The sequence below is a fragment of the Streptomyces xanthophaeus genome (assembly GCF_030440515.1).
GTDB lineage: Bacteria > Actinomycetota > Actinomycetes > Streptomycetales > Streptomycetaceae > Streptomyces > Streptomyces kutzneri.
Window position 1 is genome coordinate 2,895,312 of the sequence record NZ_CP076543.1, and the last position, 15,373, is coordinate 2,910,684.

General features: G+C 71.8%; 17 protein-coding genes. 8 read left to right on the top strand and 9 right to left on the bottom strand.

The window, feature by feature from the left end:
• Positions 1-4 precede the first annotated feature (4 nt).
• Together KO717_RS12250 and KO717_RS12255 are read right to left on the bottom strand one after the other, a co-directional pair.
• Complete coding sequence (locus KO717_RS12250; protein WP_301366500.1) at positions 5-1,033, bottom strand: AAA family ATPase; 1,029 nt, start codon at positions 1,031-1,033, stop codon at positions 5-7.
• 42 nt (positions 1,034-1,075) lie between these two features.
• Positions 1,076-3,250 carry a trypsin-like peptidase domain-containing protein gene (locus tag KO717_RS12255; RefSeq protein WP_367401520.1) on the bottom strand — a complete coding sequence of 725 codons (2,175 nt, stop codon included), beginning with the start codon at positions 3,248-3,250 and terminating at the stop codon, positions 1,076-1,078.
• Positions 3,251-3,355: 105 nt separating this feature from the next.
• On the opposite strand from KO717_RS12255, the gene KO717_RS12260 reads away from it, so the two are divergent.
• Entirely contained in the window at positions 3,356-3,544 is a 189-nt protein-coding gene (locus KO717_RS12260) for a DUF6104 family protein (RefSeq protein WP_030009408.1), read from the top strand.
• Positions 3,545-3,685: 141 nt separating this feature from the next.
• Positions 3,686-4,057, top strand: a complete 372-nt coding sequence (locus KO717_RS12265; RefSeq protein ID WP_301366501.1) for a hypothetical protein — start codon at positions 3,686-3,688, stop codon at positions 4,055-4,057.
• Positions 4,058-4,186: 129 nt separating this feature from the next.
• Here the strand turns inward: KO717_RS12265 and sodN are convergent, their stop codons facing one another.
• Positions 4,187-4,582 carry a superoxide dismutase, Ni gene (gene sodN / locus KO717_RS12270; RefSeq protein WP_030009413.1) on the bottom strand — a complete coding sequence of 132 codons (396 nt, stop codon included), beginning with the start codon at positions 4,580-4,582 and terminating at the stop codon, positions 4,187-4,189.
• A 171-nt stretch (positions 4,583-4,753) separates the two neighbouring features.
• On the opposite strand from sodN, the gene sodX reads away from it, so the two are divergent.
• Complete coding sequence (gene sodX / locus KO717_RS12275; protein WP_301366502.1) at positions 4,754-5,176, top strand: nickel-type superoxide dismutase maturation protease; 423 nt, start codon at positions 4,754-4,756, stop codon at positions 5,174-5,176.
• On the opposite strand, the gene KO717_RS12280 is transcribed toward sodX, so the two are convergent.
• A complete protein-coding gene (locus KO717_RS12280; protein ID WP_301366503.1) occupies positions 5,080-5,709 on the bottom strand; it encodes a CGNR zinc finger domain-containing protein in 630 nt (209 codons plus the stop codon). The genes sodX and KO717_RS12280 overlap by 97 nt on opposite strands.
• 82 nt (positions 5,710-5,791) lie before the next feature.
• On the opposite strand from KO717_RS12280, the gene KO717_RS12285 reads away from it, so the two are divergent.
• The gene (locus tag KO717_RS12285; protein WP_301366504.1) at positions 5,792-6,562 is read left to right on the top strand and encodes a class I SAM-dependent methyltransferase; all 771 of its coding nucleotides are present in this window, start codon (positions 5,792-5,794) and stop codon (positions 6,560-6,562) included.
• A gap of 83 nt (positions 6,563-6,645) precedes the next feature.
• Here the strand turns inward: KO717_RS12285 and KO717_RS12290 are convergent, their stop codons facing one another.
• Genes KO717_RS12290 through KO717_RS12300 form a run of 3 tightly spaced genes read right to left on the bottom strand, consistent with a single transcriptional unit; the run spans position 6,646 to position 9,353 of the window.
• On the bottom strand, positions 6,646-7,410 hold the full coding sequence (locus KO717_RS12290) for an amino acid ABC transporter ATP-binding protein (RefSeq protein ID WP_030009417.1): 765 nt from the start codon (positions 7,408-7,410) through the stop codon (positions 6,646-6,648).
• Positions 7,410-8,351, bottom strand: a complete 942-nt coding sequence (locus tag KO717_RS12295) for an amino acid ABC transporter permease (RefSeq protein WP_406085053.1) — start codon at positions 8,349-8,351, stop codon at positions 7,410-7,412. Before KO717_RS12295 ends, KO717_RS12290 begins: the two co-directional genes overlap by 1 nt.
• A gap of 39 nt (positions 8,352-8,390) precedes the next feature.
• Complete coding sequence (locus tag KO717_RS12300) at positions 8,391-9,353, bottom strand: ABC transporter substrate-binding protein (protein ID WP_301366505.1); 963 nt, start codon at positions 9,351-9,353, stop codon at positions 8,391-8,393.
• 526 nt (positions 9,354-9,879) lie between these two features.
• Here KO717_RS12300 and KO717_RS12305 point away from each other — a divergent pair.
• From KO717_RS12305 to KO717_RS12320, 4 genes are all read left to right on the top strand, one after another.
• The gene (locus tag KO717_RS12305) at positions 9,880-11,082 is read left to right on the top strand and encodes an NAD(P)-dependent malic enzyme (RefSeq protein WP_437184497.1); all 1,203 of its coding nucleotides are present in this window, start codon (positions 9,880-9,882) and stop codon (positions 11,080-11,082) included.
• 307 nt (positions 11,083-11,389) lie between these two features.
• Complete coding sequence (locus tag KO717_RS12310) at positions 11,390-12,352, top strand: zinc-binding dehydrogenase (RefSeq protein WP_301366506.1); 963 nt, start codon at positions 11,390-11,392, stop codon at positions 12,350-12,352.
• A 58-nt stretch (positions 12,353-12,410) separates the two neighbouring features.
• Positions 12,411-12,620 carry a helix-turn-helix domain-containing protein gene (locus tag KO717_RS12315; RefSeq protein ID WP_030013034.1) on the top strand — a complete coding sequence of 70 codons (210 nt, stop codon included), beginning with the start codon at positions 12,411-12,413 and terminating at the stop codon, positions 12,618-12,620.
• Entirely contained in the window at positions 12,620-13,192 is a 573-nt protein-coding gene (locus KO717_RS12320; RefSeq protein ID WP_301366507.1) for a Clp protease N-terminal domain-containing protein, read from the top strand. The genes KO717_RS12315 and KO717_RS12320 overlap by 1 nt, the downstream gene beginning before the upstream one ends.
• A gap of 237 nt (positions 13,193-13,429) precedes the next feature.
• Here KO717_RS12320 and KO717_RS12325 read toward each other — a convergent pair whose 3' ends face one another.
• Positions 13,430-14,347: a PadR family transcriptional regulator gene (locus KO717_RS12325; RefSeq protein ID WP_301366508.1), complete on the bottom strand. Its 918-nt coding sequence runs from the start codon at positions 14,345-14,347 to the stop codon at positions 13,430-13,432.
• 1 nt (position 14,348) lies between these two features.
• Positions 14,349-15,296 (bottom strand): DUF4097 family beta strand repeat-containing protein, encoded by a 948-nt coding sequence (locus tag KO717_RS12330; protein ID WP_301366509.1) that lies wholly within the window; start codon positions 15,294-15,296, stop codon positions 14,349-14,351.
• Positions 15,297-15,373 lie beyond the last annotated feature (77 nt).

The following is a 15,373-nucleotide window of genomic DNA, read 5'->3' on the forward strand; positions in this document are numbered from 1 at the left end:
CCGATCACCTCGGACGGTCGAGGCGCTGGATGAGCAGGTCCGCGAGGTCCTCCCGGGTGGGCGGGGCGGCGTAGTGGGTCAGGTAGACGGCGTTGAGCAGCTGGTCGGCGGCGACCAGCTCGGACTGGGAGCGGCTGAGGAACTCCCGGATCAGGTCGGCCCCGAGGCGGGCGGCCTCCTCGCCGAGGTGGGCGCGGACCATGGTGGCGAGCCGTTTCTCGCCGGGCTGCCCGAGCTTCAGCTGGATGCAGCGGCGTAACAGGGCGGCGGGGAAGTCCCGTTCCCCGTTGCTGGTCAGGATGATGAAGGGGAAGGCCCGGCAGCGCACGCGGCCGCCGCGGACGGTGACCTTGGTCCCGTCGTCGGTGAGCACCTGGACCTCGGGCTCGCTGTCGGCGACCCGTTCCAGCTCGGGGAGGGCGAACTCCCCTTCCTCCAGCACGTTCAGCAGGTCGTTGGGGAGGTCGATGTCGCTCTTGTCGAGCTCGTCGATGAGCAGGACGCGGGGCCGGGCGGTCGGCAGCAGGGCGGTGCCGAGCGGCCCGAGCCGGATGTACTTCCCGATGCCGGGGACCCCGGTGTCCTGGGAGGCGGCCGGGCCGCCTCCGCCGCTCGCGGCGATCTGGACGTCCTGCAGCCGGGCCAGGGCGTCGTACCGGTACAGGCCGTCCTGGAGCACGGTGCGGGACACCACCGGCCACCGGAGCACGCGCCCCAGCTTCAGCTCGTGGGCGACGGCGTGCGCGAGGGTGGACTTCCCGGTGCCGGGGAAGCCGGTGACGAGCAGCGGCCGCCGCAGGTAGAGGGCGGCGTTGATGGCCTCCAGCTCCTCCGGTTCCGGCCGGTGCAGCTCGGCGGCCTGCCGGTGCGCCCCGAGCCGCCGGGCCACGTTGCCGTCGGCGGCCTGGGCCGGACCGCCCGGTTCCGCGACGGGGCCGCCGTCGAAGTCCCGCCAGGGGGGCGGGTCGGGCAGGGCGTCGATCCCGTCGTGGGGCTCGCCCACCCCGCGGTATATGAGCCACTCGTCATTCATGGTGCTCCTGCTCCCTCCCTCGCGTCGTCCGTGCCGGCCCCGTCACAGGTCGCCCTGGAGGGGCTCCTCGTCCGGCAGCGGCCGCGCCGGGTCCTCCCACACCAGCCCCGTCCCGGCCGCCCAGTAGGCGTCGGGATCCGCCCCGTAGGCCCGCCCCCGCAGGTTCTGCAGGCGTACCGGGAGCACCTCCGCCCGCCCGGCGTCGGCCAGTTCCTCCCGCAGCCCTCGGTGGAAGGGCGCGCACGAGGCCCCCGGGTCCGGCGGTGGCCGGCGGGTGACCACCACCCCGTACCCGGCGTCCCGTACCGCGTGCAGCGACCCGAGCGTGGGCTCCTGGTCGGCCGCCCGGCAGTGCACCGGCACGGTGTTGTCGGGGAGTCCGCTCAGCCACTCGGCGGCGGGGCTGCGCGGGCGTCCCCTTATGCAGTCGGCGCGTTCGTCCTGCAGCGGTCCTGCCTGGACCCGTGCCCAGCGTGCGGACGCGTCGGTGCCCTCGCGGTCGGCGGGGTGCTCCCGGGCCCCGCCCGCGCCCGGGCCGGCGGCGCCCGGGCTCGCTGCGCCCGTGCTCACGGCGCCCGGGTTCGCTCCGGCGGGGTGACGCAGGACCACCGGCCGCTGCACGCCGAGCGGTACGCCGCCCACCACCACCCATTCGTCCACCGCGAGCCCGAACAGCGCGGGAGCCACGGCCACTTCGAGCAGGGCCGCCGCCTCGTGGGTGTCGCAGCGCCGGAAGCCCTCGGCGAGCGGGGCCCGTAAGGCCTCCGGCAGGCCCGCCAGGGTGGCCCGTACGCCCGAGTCCACGGGTGTCACCCGCCCGGCGTGCGCGGGACCGGCCAGCACCGAGACCCGCCAGTCGTAGACGTCCTCCCAGCCGTGCGCCCAGACCTCCAGCAGCACCGAGGCCCCGGGCGGCAGCCCGCCGGACCGCCGCGCCGGGCCGTGCGCCGTCCGCCCGGCCGAGGCCCGGCGGCGCCGCTCGCGCTCGGCGAGGCCCCGCTCGTGGCGCTCGCCCAGCTCACGCCGCAGCGGCCGCCACAGCCGCTCGGCCGTGGCCCGTACCCAGTCCCACAGCTCCTCGTCCGCGCCCGGCGTGACCGGCTCCCGGTACTCGGCCACGCTCACGTCCGTCGCGTACCGGAGCATCGCCGCGGCCTCGCCCGTCCCGCCGGGCGGGTCGTGCAGCAGGCCCAGCCCGTCGCGCCAGCTCAGCGGGGCCGGCGGCAGCGGGTCCGGCTCCTCGCCGCGCGCCTCCTCGACCAGGGCGCGTACGACCTCGGAGGAGCCGGGCGGCGGCAGTTCGGCCAGCAGCCCGTACAGGGTGGTGCGTTCGCCGGGGGTGAGCCGGCCCCGGCCGGCGTACGGGTCGCCCTCCTCCGGCGGGAGTTCGCCGTGCACGTCCGTCCAGGTCCGGCGGTTGTCGAGATCGCTGAGGTGCTGGTCGTAGTGGTACAGGTCGTGGGCCTGCATGATCCGGCGGTAGAGCCCGACCTGGCCCCGCGCGGCCATCGGCAGGGTGCGCAGCTGTACGACGGAGACGGCGAGCCCGCCGCCGCCGGCCTGCCGCCGGGCCTTGAGCACGCCGACGACCTCGCCGCGGGCGAGGTCCACCACGGGCCCGCCGGACATGCCGGGCTCGATCTCGTCGTCGTCGCCGAGCCGGATGGCCGCGCCGTTCCCGGCGGTGCCGCGCAGCCGGGTGGTGCGGCCGGTGATCTCGGGGGTGCCGAGGTCCTCGGTGCAGCCGAAGTAGGCGACCTCGTCGAAACGCGGTCTGGAACGGTCGGTCAGCCACACGCAGGCGTGCGAGACGGGGGCCAGCACCCTGACCAGCGCGAGGTCGGGCAGGTCCCACAGGGCGTGCCGGCCGGGCCGCCGCTCCTCCAGCCGCTCGGGCAGGACGCACTCCACGCGCCCGGTGACCGTGCCGGTGATGCTCCCGGCGGAAAAGGTGATGCCGACCTCGCGTCCCGTCAGACGCACCGCAGCACCCCCTTCGCCGACCACGTGCGCACACGTCAGGACCCAGCCGGGGGCGATGAAGAAGCCGCTCCCCCACGTGGGACCGGTCCGATGACTGCGAGGGGTCTCATACCCGCCCGGCGGGGCGTGAACGCGTACGGTCGCCGCCTGGACGAGGGGCTCCAGAAGCTCGAAGGCGCGCGCGGACCCGGTCGTGCGCCCGTCCGTCATCCGCACCCCCCGCTCGTTGGGCATCCAGGCTAGACCCGGGAAGGGCGCAGGCGGGAGGTCTCGCCTTAAGGCGGATTATCCTGGCGGGAAACACCCCCTGCACACCCCCATCACGGCACGGAGCCCGACTTGTACTTCACCGATCGCGGCATCGAGGAGCTGGAGAAGCGGCGCGGCGAGGAGGAGGTCACCTTCGAGTGGCTCGCCGAGCAGCTGCGCACCTTCGTCGACCTGAACCCGGACTTCGAGGTCCCGGTGGAACGCCTGGCCACGTGGCTGGCCCGGCTGGACGACGACGAGGACGCGGACGACGAGTGATCCCCGGGTCCGGGCAGCGGCCTGACGGCCCTGCCCGGACCTCGCCCGTATGGCCGGTTCTGTCCCCGGCCAGGGCGGGCCAGGACCGTCGGGCGGAGAAATCCGCCGGCCGGGGTGCCGCCGCCGGGCACCATGGGTCCGGTGAAAGACCTGCCTCCCGGCCTGCCGCCGGCCCACTCGCGCACGTGGCACAGCCGCCGTTGGTGGGATCAGCTGGGATACCTGCGCGTGCGCTCCCTGGCGAACCCCGAATGGCCCCGGGACATGCGGTGGCTGATCGCATGGCTGCGACGCGAGCGCTCGGCCGCCCTTCCCGAGGATCACGACCTCTACGACAAGGCGATCGCCGCGGCCCAGGGCTGTGCACGCGCGTGCCGGCGGACGCCGCCGGAGGCCGACCGCGCCTGGGACCGCCTTCTCGAACCGGTCGACGCGTTGCTGACGAGGCGGCAGACAAGACACCTCGACGCGGTCCGCGAGGCCCGGGCCGGGCAGGACGACCCGCGTTCCTGAAGCGGGCGCCCGCCCCGGACACGCAGCCGGGCGCCCGGCAGGGGCGCGCCGCACCGGCCGGGGGCGCGGTACATGCAGAGGGGCCCGTCCACCGGTGCGGACGGGCCCCTCTGCACGGGAAGGGAAGGCTCAGGCGGCCTTGGTCTCCCAGAAGATGCGGTCGATCTCGGCGATGAGCTCAAGAGCCTTCGCGCCGGTCGCCGGGTCGTTCGACGCCTTGGCGGCCGAAAGGGCCTTCAGGGTGTCGTTGACCAGGGTGTGCAGCTGCGGGTACTTCTCGAAGTGCGGGGGCTTGAAGTAGTCGCTCCACAGCACCGAGACGTGGTGCTTGGCGAGCTCGGCGCGCTGCTCCTTGATGGTGATGGCGCGCGCGCGGAAGTCGGCGTCTTCGTTGGCCTGGTACTTCTCCTGCACGGCCTTGACGGACTCGGCCTCGATGCGGGCCTGGGCAGGGTCGTACACGCCGCACGGAAGATCGCAGTGGGCGGAGACCTTCGCCTTGGGGGCGAAGAGGCGGGAAAGCATGGAGTGTGTCCTCCTCGTGATCGTCTTCTCAAGGGGGAGATTACTCGCTGAACAACCGGATTTCGCGGGCGCCCCCATGGGCTTAGGACAAAAGTCCAGGGGCGCGGCCGGACCGGTGAGCGAATGTACGGACCCGTGCGGCAGCATGCGGGGGTGACGAGGAGGACACGGATGGTGGAGAACGGGCGCCCGCGCAAGCGGTTCGGGGTGGTGGACGTGACGGGGGCGTCGATGGTGCCCACGCTGCTGAACGGGGACCAGCTGGTGGTCCGGTACGGGGCTGCCGTACGGCCGGGCGACGTGGTCGTGCTGCGGCATCCGCTCCAGCAGGACCTGCTGGTGGTCAAGCGCGCGGTGGAGCGGCGGCCGGGCGGCAGCTGGTGGGTGCTCGGCGACAACCCGTACAACGAGACCGGCGACAGCACCGTCTACGGCGCGGTGCCCGCGGAGCTGGTGCTGGCGACGGCGGTGCTGCGCTTCAGGCCGCGCGAGGAGGATCAGCGTTCGCTGAGGGCCCGGCTGTCCTGGGCGGTCTCGGCGCTGCGCCCGCTGCGGGCGGACTCCTCGGCCTCCAGCCGCTTGCGGGCGCGGTAGGCGGCCACGTTCGCCCGGGTGGCGCAGCGGTCGGAGCAGTAGCGCCGGGAGCGGTTGGTGGAGGTGTCGAGGTAGGCGTTGCGGCAGGGCGCGGCCTGGCACAGGCCGAGGCGGTCGGGGCCGTGCTCGGTGAGGGCGAAGGCCAGGCCCATGGAGGCCATGGCGGCGTAGCCGGCGGAGGCGTTCGAGGGGTGCTCGGCGAGGTGGATGTGCCAGTCGGGGCGGCCGTCGTCGTCGAGGGTCTCGTGGCCGGACACCTGGGGGCTGACGGGGAACTCCATGAGCAGCGAGTTCAGCAGGTCGACCGCGAGGACGTGGTCGCCGCCGTCGGCGGCCTCGAATACGGAGCGCAGGCGGCCGCGGACGTTGCGGAAGCGGGTGACGTCGCCGTCGGTGACGCGGCGCGCCATCTGCTGACTCGCGCCGAACAGGGCGCGGACGGCGTCCACCGAGGTGAGCGCGTCCTTGTTGCGGGCCGGCTCCTCGGTGTTGACCAGGCGCACGGCGAAGTCCGAGTAATGGGCCAGTTCCACTTGTAGTCCTTACGGCTGCGGATTAGTGTCTCCGGTAACGGCTGAGACGTCTTCGAGGGTATTACGTACGGAGGGGATCGGGATGACGGATACGACCGAAGCGACGGGCACGACCGACTGGCAGGCCTGGCAGGACAGCTGGGACCGGCAGCAGGAGTGGTACATGCCCGACCGCGAGGAGCGGTTCCGCGTGATGCTGGACATGGTCGAGGCACTGGTGGGACCCGCCCCCCGGGTGCTGGATCTCGCATGCGGTACGGGAAGTATCACGGACCGCGTCCTCAGGCGGTTCCCGCAAGCCACCAGTACGGGCGTCGATCTCGACCCCGCCCTGTTGACCATCGCCGAGGGCCACTTCGCGGGCGACGCACGGGTCACCTTCGTGACCGCCGACCTCAAGGACCCCGACTGGCGCGCCGCCCTCCCCCACGGCTCCTTCGACGCGATCCTGACGGCCACGGCCCTGCACTGGCTGCCGAGCGCGGACCTGGCCGTCCTGTACGGGCAGCTCGCGCCGCTGCTGGCCCCGGGCGGGGTGTTCATGAACGCCGACCACATGCCCGACCCGGCCACCCCGCGCATCGACGCCGCCGAGCACGCCCACCGGCACGCCGGCATGGACCGGGCCAAGGCGGCCGGAGCGGTGGACTGGCGCGAATGGTGGGCGCTGGCGGGCGCCGAACCGGCACTCGCCGAGCAGGTGAAGCAGCGCTTCGAGATCTACGGGGAGCACGCGGACGGCGACACCCCCTCCGAGACCTGGCACGCCGAGACCCTGCGCGCCGCGGGCTTCGCGGAGGCCCGTACGGTCTGGCGCTCCCCCTCGGACGCGCTGGTCCTAGGTCTGAAGTAGGGACCTCGGAACGGCTGAGGGGCGGTACGGGATCCCGTACCGCCCCTCACCGGTCCGCGGGCGCGGACCACAGCCTCTCGGAGCTACAGCACCTTGGAGAGGAACGCCTTCGTCCGGTCGTGCTGGGGGTTGCCCAGGACGTCGCGGGGGTGGCCGGACTCGACGACCACGCCGCCGTCCATGAAGACGAGGTTGTCGCCGACCTCGCGGGCGAAGCCCATCTCGTGGGTGACCACGATCATGGTCATGCCCGACTCGGCGAGGTCCCGCATGACGTCCAGGACGTCACCGACCAGCTCCGGGTCGAGGGCCGAGGTCGGCTCGTCGAAGAGCATCAGCTTCGGCTCCATGGCCAGCGCGCGGGCGATCGCCACACGCTGCTGCTGACCGCCGGAGAGCTGGGTCGGGTAGTTCCCGCCCTTGTCCCCGAGACCCACCCGGTCCAGGAGCTTGACGGCGCGCTCGCGCGCCACCGCCTTGGACTCGCCCTTGACCATGACCGGGGCTTCCATCACGTTCTCGATGGCCGTCATGTGCGGGAAGAGGTTGAAGCGCTGGAAGACCATGCCGATGTCCCGGCGCTGGGCCGCGACCTCGCTGTCCTTCAGCTCGTAGAGCTTGTCGCCCTTCTGGCGGTAGCCGACGAGCTGCCCGTCGACGTACAGCCGTCCCGCGTTGACCTGCTCCAGGTGGTTGATGCACCGCAGGAAGGTCGACTTGCCGGAGCCGGACGGGCCGACCAGGCAGAAGACCTCACGCGGGGCGACCTCCAGGTCGATGCCCTTGAGGATGTGCGCCGCACCGTAGGACTTGTGGACGCCCTCGGCCTTCACCATGGCAGTCGTCATCAGGCCACCGCCTTGCGGTTCGAGAAGCTGGACAGTTTCGCCTTGATCTTCTGCAGCGGTGTCGGCGGCAGCGAGCGGAGCGCACCACGGGCGTAGCGGCGCTCCAGGTAGTACTGGCCGACGCTGAACACGCTGGTCAGGGCGAGGTACCAGATCGACGCGACGAAGAACATCTCCATCACCGCGAACGAGGTCGAGGCGATGTCCTGGGCCGCGCGCAGCAGGTCGAAGTACTGCACCGCGACGACCAGCGAGGAGGTCTTGAGCATGTTGATGAACTCGTTGCCCGACGGCGGCACGATCACCCGCATGGCCTGCGGCAGCACGACGCGGCGCATCGTCTGCGTGCGGGTCATGCCGAGTGCGTGCGAGGCCTCGGTCTGGCCCTCGTCGACCGACTGGATGCCGGCGCGGACGATCTCCGCCATGTACGCGCCCTCGTTCAGGCCCAGGCCCAGCAGGGCCGCCAGGAACGGGGTCATGACCTGCGTCATCTCGTCCTTGTAGAACCCGAGGTTCAGGATCGGGAAGATCAGGGCGAGGTTGAACCAGATCAGCAGCTGCACGTACACCGGGGTGCCGCGGAACAGCCAGATGTAGAACCAGGCGATGGTGCTGGTCACCGGGTTCTTCGAGAGCCGCATGACGGCGAAGAGGATACCGAGGACCAGGCCCAGGGCCATCGAGGTGATGCTGATCCAGACCGTGTTGACGACACCGCGGAGGATCGTCGGGTCGAACAGCTTCTCCGGCACGGTGGCCCAGCGCACGTTGCCCTGCGAGAAGGCGACGGCGAGCGCCACGACCAGGCCGATGACGACCACGGCGCTGATCCAGCGGCCGTAGTGGCGCACCGGGATGGCCTTGATGGCCTCGGGGGGGACGGCCCCGGCCGGCGGGGTGTCCGCCGGGCCCGGGACCTTGTCGAGCTTGTCAGTCACAGTGACTGCCCTTCAGTGTGCTGCGGTGGTACGCGGAGATCAGGAACCGGCGTTGATCTTGGCCTCGGTCACGGCGCCGGAGCCCGCGTTCCACTTGTCCAGGGCGGCCTTGTACGTGCCGTCCTTGATGACCGCGTCAAGGGCTTCCTTGAGCGCGTCGCGCAGCTGGGTGTTCTTCTTGTCCACCGCGATGCCGAAGAGACCGGCGTCGGTCGGGTTGGCGATGGCCTCGAAGTCGTTGCCGCCACCGGCGGTCTGCGCGATGTACGCGGCGACCGGGGAGTCGTTCAGGTCCGCGGCGGCGCCGCCGGCCTTCACGCGGGTCTGGGCCTCGGCATCGGTCGGGAAGGACTCGATCTTGAGCTCGCCCTTGCCGTCCGTCTTGCACTTCTCGGCCTGGGTCTTGGCCGACTCCTCGTACGTGGTGCCGCGCTGCACCGCGACCGTCTTGCCGCACAGGTCGTCGAGGGTCTTGATGCCCTGGGGGTTGCCCTTCTTGACCAGGATGCCGGTCGAGGAGGAGAAGTAGTCGACGAAGTCGACACCGGCACCGGTCTTGGCGCCCTTGTCGTCCAGGCCCTCCTGACGGGCCTTGGTGTCGGTGAGCGAGGACATGACCAGGTCGCTGCGGCCCGTCTGCATGCTGCCGATCAGCGTGTCGAAGGTGCCGGACTCGAACTTGAACTGCACGCCGAGCTGCTTGGCCATGGCCGCCGCCACGTCGGGGTCGACACCGACGATCTTGCCGCCCTCGGTGAACTCCATCGGCGCGTAGGTGGCGTCCGTGCCGACCTTGATGACACCGGCGTCCTGGATCTTCTTCGGGAGCTTGGAGAAGAGCGGAGCGCTGCTGTTGGCGGCCGCGCCCGACGGGGTGCTGGAGGCCTTGTCGGTCTGGTCACCACAGCCGGTGAGGATCAGGGCGCCCGCGACCGCGATCGCGCCGACCGCGGCGATCCGGGACCGTGCGGCGGTCGTACGACGGGTGGTGCTAGCGGTCATGGCTTGGTTCCTCCGGCGCTGGTGGAAAAGCAACGAAAAACGGTCGAACACGCACCATCGAGTGTCGCGACCTTGTGTGATTACGGCATCTTGCCATTCGGACTGAGACATTCAGGGTGCCCGTCAGGTCAAAATCGCATAACGGGCGCCCGGGGTAGCCCAACAGGACTGCGGGGAAGGGGGTTCGAAGCCGCAGATACTGCTGTGACCTGCTGGTTTTGCCGAAGTTTCTCCTGGGCGTCTCGCCCACTGGACGGCAAGGTTTGGACTTTTCGCCAAAAGCCGGGCAAGGGACCTACAGTTGAGCGGGAATCGACTCGTCTGGGCGAGCGTTCTTCGGGTAGAACAGATCCTTACACCCCTCATCCGGGGCTCAGGGCGCGCGTGCGGCGCGCCCGCGCGTACGAACCTCCCCTTCGCGGAGACGGGCCAACCGTTGACGCGGAGTACGGACGCGGTGCCCGCCCACCCCTTAACCAGGAGTGGCCACCCTCAACGATTCAAAGGACTTAAGGGGTCACACGAAGTGGCAGCGGAAATCTTCAACCCTCGCAGTGACAGCGTCACGGACAACAACCCGGACGCGGTGTTCGCGCTGCACCGGGGCGGCAAGATGGCCATCCAGGCCACAGTGCCGGTCACCAACAAGGATGACCTTTCCCTCGCGTACACGCCCGGCGTGGCGAAGGTGTGCACCGCCATCGCCGAGCAGCCGGAGCTGGTGAACGAGTACACCTGGAAGTCCAACGTGGTCGCCGTCGTCACCGACGGTACGGCCGTGCTCGGACTCGGTGACATCGGTCCCGAGGCCTCCCTCCCCGTGATGGAGGGCAAGGCGATCCTCTTCAAGCAGTTCGGCGGCGTGGACGCGATTCCGATCGCGCTCGCCACCAAGGACACGGACGAGATCATCGAGACGGTCATCCGTCTCGCTCCGTCCTTCGGCGGGGTGAACCTGGAGGACATCTCCGCGCCCCGCTGCTTCGAGATCGAGCGCCGCCTCCAGGAGGCGCTGGACATCCCGATCTTCCACGACGACCAGCACGGCACCGCCATCGTGACGCTCGCCGCGCTGCGCAACGCCGCGAAGCTGACGGGTCGCACCCTCGGCGACCTGCGCGCCGTGATCTCGGGTGCGGGCGCGGCCGGTATCGCCATCGCCAAGATCCTGGTGGACGCGGGCATCGGCGACGTCTGCGTCACCGACCGCAAGGGCGTCGTGTCCGCGGACCGCTCCGACCTGACGGACGTCAAGGCGGAGATCGCGGGCCTGACCAACAAGACCGGCCAGACGGGCTCCCTGGAGACCGCGCTGAACGGCGCGGACGTCTTCATCGGCGTCTCCGGCGGTACGGTCCCGGAGGAGGCGGTGGCCTCGATGGCGAAGGACGCGTTCGTCTTCGCCATGGCCAACCCGAACCCGGAGGTCCACCCGGACGTCGCGCACAAGTACGCGGCGGTCGTGGCCACGGGCCGTTCGGACTTCCCGAACCAGATCAACAACGTTCTGGCGTTCCCGGGCATCTTCGCGGGTGCCCTCAAGGTGCGCGCCACCCGGATCACCGAGGGCATGAAGATCGCCGCCGCCGACGCCATCGCCGGTGTCGTGGGTGACGAGCTCGCCGCCGACTACGTGATCCCGTCGCCGTTCGACGAGCGCGTGGCCGAGGCCGTCGCCAACGCCGTGGCCGCCGCGGCCAAGGCCGACGGCGTGGCCCGTCTGGTCTGAGACCGGACCTGAGCAGTACGAGAAAAGGCCCGACCGGATCCCCTCCGGCCGGGCCTTTCCGTTCATCCGCCACAGATCGCCTGACCGCGTGCCCGGCCCGGCCCGGTCCCGGCGGGGGTCCGATTCGCTCAAGTACGGCACAGGTTCTCCTTGTTCTGCACTGCATCGGGAGCCCGCCCGGCGGACCGTCCCCGTCCCCCGCCGGGGCCGGCACGGGCGGGGTGGCCGGGGCTGCTGAGACGAAGGCCTCAGGCGGGCGGTCCCCGAGGGACTGGAACCCGCCCCTACCGAGCGGTAGCGTCGCCGCATGTTCGCTGCCTACGCCGCCCGAATCGACCGTGACCAGCCGCTGAACGGCCTAGAGCTGGGCGACCGCCCGGCCCCCGAGGCCCGGCCGGGCTGGGTGACCGTGAACGTCAAGGCCGCCTCCCTCAACCACCACGACCTCTGGTCGCTGCGCGGGGTCGGCCTCGGCGAGGAAAGACTCCCGATGATCCTCGGCTGCGACGCCGCCGGGATCGACCAGGACGGCAACGAGGTCGTCCTGCACTCCGTGATCGGCCAGAGCGGCCACGGGGTCGGCCCGGACGAGCCGCGCTCGATCCTGACCGAGCGCTACCAGGGGACCTTCGCCGAGCAGGTGACCGTCCCCGCCTGGAACGTGCTGCGCAAGCCCGCCGAGCTGACCTTCGAGGAGGCCGCCTGCCTTCCGACGGCCTGGCTGACGGCGTACCGGATGCTGTTCACCAACGCCGGGGTCCGCCCCGGGGACTCCGTCCTGGTGCAGGGCGCCGGCGGCGGTGTCGCGACCGCCGCGATCGCCCTCGGCAAGGCGGCCGGCCTGCGGGTGTTCGCCACGAGCCGGGACGAGGCCAAGCGCAAGCGCGCCGTGGAGCTGGGCGCGGCGGAGGCGTTCGAGCCGGGTGCGCGCCTGCCGCAGCGGGTGGACGCGGTGATCGAGACGGTGGGAGCCGCCACGTGGTCGCACTCCGTGAAGTCCCTGCGTCCGGGCGGCACCCTGGTGATCTCCGGCGCCACGAGCGGCGACCGCCCGGCGCACGCCGAGCTGACCCGCATCTTCTTCCTGGAGCTGAAGGTGGTCGGCTCGACCATGGGCTCGAAGGACGAGCTGGAGGACCTGCTCGCCTTCTGCGCGAACACAGGGCTGCGGCCGGTCATCGACGAGGTGCTGCCGCTGGACCGGGCGCGCGAGGGATTCGAGAAGCTCGCGTCGGGCGACCTCTTCGGCAAGATCGTCCTCACCCCCTGACCGCCCTGGATGTCAACGAGGGTTGACGAACCTCTCGCGTCAACCTACATTGACATCCATGACCGAAGCCACTGATCTCGCCGAACGGGCCGGTGACCGTGACCCGCGCGTGGGCCTGCGTGCCGTGGCCGCCCTCCGGAGGCTGCTCGAGCAGCTGGAGGCCGTACAGGTACGCAGCGCCCGCGCGCAGGGGTGGTCCTGGCAGGAGATCGCGGCCGAGCTGGGCGTCAGCCGGCAGGCCGTGCACAAGAAATACGGGAGGCTCTGATGTTCGAACGCTTCACCCGCGACGCCCGGTCGACCGTGACCGGGGCGGTGACCGAGGCCCGGCAGGCCGGGGCCCCCACCGTCACCGAAGAACACCTGCTGCTCTCCCTGCTGGCCCTGGGCACCCTGGACCCGCTCGGTGTGGACCGCGCGGCGGTGTCCGCCGACCTCACGGCGGCCCGCCGCCGGGGCGGCATGTCCCGGGCGGACGAGGAGGCGCTGGCCGGCCTCGGCATCGACCTCACCGAGATCGTCTCCCGCATCGAGGAGACCCACGGCCAGGGCGCCCTCGCGACCCCCGCTCCCCGCAGGCGGACCCTGGGCGCCTCGATCCGCTCCGCCCTCGGGCGCGAAGCCGCGGACGACCGCACCGGCAGCTACCGCGTCCCCTTCACCGAAGGGGCGAAGAAGGTGCTGGAGCAGTCCCTGCGCATCGCGCTGGGCCGCAAGGACAACCACATCGGCACCCTGCACCTGCTGCTGGCCCTGATCTCCCGCCCCGGCACCGTCTCCGAGGTCCTCTCGGACCACGGCATCACCTACAGCACGGCCGAAACCGGCCTGGCGGCCTGACCGTCCACCCGCACATCCAGCCCCGCCAGGGGCACCTCTCGCGGCAGCCCGGGGAGTCCGAGGCACGGGGTTCCGGGGCGGAGCCGCGCACTTCCAGCCCCGTCGGCGTTTGAGGCGCGGGGTCCGGGGCGGAGCCCCGCTCTCTCAGCCCCGCCCGGGGGCACCTCCCAGCGGTAGCTGGGGGAGTTTGAGGCGCGGGGTCCGGGGCGGCGCCCCGGCGGCGGCGCTGCGGGCGGGCTACGGCCTGGCCCCGAACGTGGTGCCCAGCCGGCCTGCGGCAGCCTGCAGGTGGCGGCGCGCCTCGGTGACCTGGGCCGCCGTCACCCCGCGGTCCCGCGCCGCATCGCGGACCTCGTCGCGAAACCGGTCCAGCAGCCGGTCCAGGTCACGCGCCGGGTCGCCCGTGGGCGCCAGGTCGGCCGCCCAGTCCGCGGCCGCCGCGCCCGTCCCGTACGTCCCGTCCGCCGCCGTACGGGGCTCCGCACCCGCCGGGGCCGTGGTCTGCGTACCGCCCCCGAGCCAGGCTCCGGCCAGACTGCCCAGGACGCCGCCGGACTTGGCGAACTGCTCCTGGAGCTGGCCCGCGATGCGCTGGACCTCCTCGCGGGCCCGCTCCTGGGCCTCCTTGGCCTGGCGGCGGGCCTGCTGCGCCTCCTCGCGGGCGCGGCGGCTCTCATCCTTCGCCCGCCGCGCCTGTTCCTTCCACTCCTGCCGCGCCTTCCGCAGGTCCTCCTTGGCGGCCTTCCAGGACTCGTCCTCGACCTGCGTCGCCGACGCCGAGGCCGCGGCCCGCATCTCGCGGCGCAGGTCACCCGCCGCGCCCCTGACGTCGTCGCGGATCTCGGCGGCGAGCTCGGTGACCGAATCGCGGATCTCCAGCTCCAGGTCGGCCAGTTCGCCGCCGCGGTCGGCCAGTTCGGCCCGGCCGGCATCGGTGATCGAGTACACCTTGCGCCCGCCCTCGGTGGCATGCGTGACCAGGCCCTCGGCCTCCAGCTTCGCCAGTCGCGGGTACACGGTGCCCGCGGAGGGCGCGTACAGGCCCTGGAAGCGCTCCTCCAGCAGGCGGATCACCTCGTACCCGTGGCGCGGGGCCTCGTCCAGCAGCTTGAGGAGGTACAGGCGGAGTCGGCCGTGGGCGAAGACGGGCGGCATGTCAGAGCACCTTCTTGTCGAGCTCGAGGGGGGCGGCGGGGCGGTCCGCGTCGGCCTGCGGGCGGCGCAGCAGCGCGATCGACCCGGAGACCGTGGTCGCCCGCAGGGTGCCGGCGCCGGAGCCGAGGGTTCCGGTGATCCGCTTGGCGCCCATCTGACCGGAGACCCGCAGGTCCTCGAAGGCGTTGGAGACGCGGCCGGTGGCGGTGTTGGCCTCGACCTTCGCGTCGGCGGGGTGCGGGAGGCGGATCGCGACCTGCCCGGAGACGGAGTTGAGGAAGATCTCCACCGGCTCGGCGTGGGCGGGGTCCGCGGCGAGGTCGATGAGCATGTCGCCGCTGACCGAGTCGGCCCGCACGTTGCCGCCCGAGCCGTCGACCACCGTCAGGCCGCCGGAGACGGAATGGAAGCCGAACTCGCCGGAGACCGACTGGGCCTCGACGCTGCCGGAGACGGTGTGCGCCTTGACCCGGCCGGACAGCCCGACCAGCGTGGCGTCACCGGAGACCCCGTTGACATCGGTGCCGCCGGAGATGCCGGAGACGAAGACGGCGGCGCCGACCGCGGCCACGTGTACCTGGGTGGCGGCGGGCACGGTGAGGGTGATCGCGACGCTGCGTTCCCAGGCCTTGCGGCCGGAGGCGGAACCGGCCCAGGCCTTCCACGGCTTGGTCTCGAACCACTGCTTGAGGCCCTGGGAGCCGTTCCAGGGGAGGTCCTCGTAGGAGACGGTGAGCGTGCCGCCGTCCTGCACGACGTACAGCGGCGGTCCGTCCACCTCGGTCACCTCCAGGCGGGCCGGGCCCTCCTCGGCGGCGACCACGTTCACCGTGCCGCTCACGAGGCGGACGCGGAGCTCGGTCACCGGCTCCTCGAAGGTGAGCTTCTGCGGTTCGTCGAAGTGCCACGTCGACGGTGACGACGACGACTCGGGCGACTGCTCTGCCATGGTGCTGATCCTCCTCGTGCGTTCACGGACCGGGCTCGACGCACGCAACATATCGCGTCTTCTGCTAACACGATATA

Bases quoted from the DNA above. Each gene is read 5' to 3' on its own strand.
- KO717_RS12330 (WP_301366509.1), bottom strand. From the start codon at position 15,296: ATGGCAGAGCAGTCGCCCGAGTCGTCGTCGTCACCGTCGACGTGGCAC.
- KO717_RS12290 (WP_030009417.1), bottom strand. From the start codon at position 7,410: ATGACGACTGCCATGGTGAAGGCCGAGGGCGTCCACAAGTCCTACGGT.
- KO717_RS12320 (WP_301366507.1), top strand. From the start codon at position 12,620: ATGTTCGAACGCTTCACCCGCGACGCCCGGTCGACCGTGACCGGGGCG.
- KO717_RS12300 (WP_301366505.1), bottom strand. From the start codon at position 9,353: ATGACCGCTAGCACCACCCGTCGTACGACCGCCGCACGGTCCCGGATC.
- sodN (WP_030009413.1), bottom strand. From the start codon at position 4,582: ATGCTTTCCCGCCTCTTCGCCCCCAAGGCGAAGGTCTCCGCCCACTGC.
- KO717_RS12315 (WP_030013034.1), top strand. From the start codon at position 12,411: ATGACCGAAGCCACTGATCTCGCCGAACGGGCCGGTGACCGTGACCCG.
- KO717_RS12285 (WP_301366504.1), top strand. From the start codon at position 5,792: ATGACGGATACGACCGAAGCGACGGGCACGACCGACTGGCAGGCCTGG.
- KO717_RS12310 (WP_301366506.1), top strand. From the start codon at position 11,390: ATGTTCGCTGCCTACGCCGCCCGAATCGACCGTGACCAGCCGCTGAAC.
- KO717_RS12255 (WP_367401520.1), bottom strand. From the start codon at position 3,250: ATGCCCAACGAGCGGGGGGTGCGGATGACGGACGGGCGCACGACCGGG.
- sodX (WP_301366502.1), top strand. From the start codon at position 4,754: ATGGTGGAGAACGGGCGCCCGCGCAAGCGGTTCGGGGTGGTGGACGTG.
- KO717_RS12250 (WP_301366500.1), bottom strand. From the start codon at position 1,033: ATGAATGACGAGTGGCTCATATACCGCGGGGTGGGCGAGCCCCACGAC.
- KO717_RS12325 (WP_301366508.1), bottom strand. From the start codon at position 14,347: ATGCCGCCCGTCTTCGCCCACGGCCGACTCCGCCTGTACCTCCTCAAG.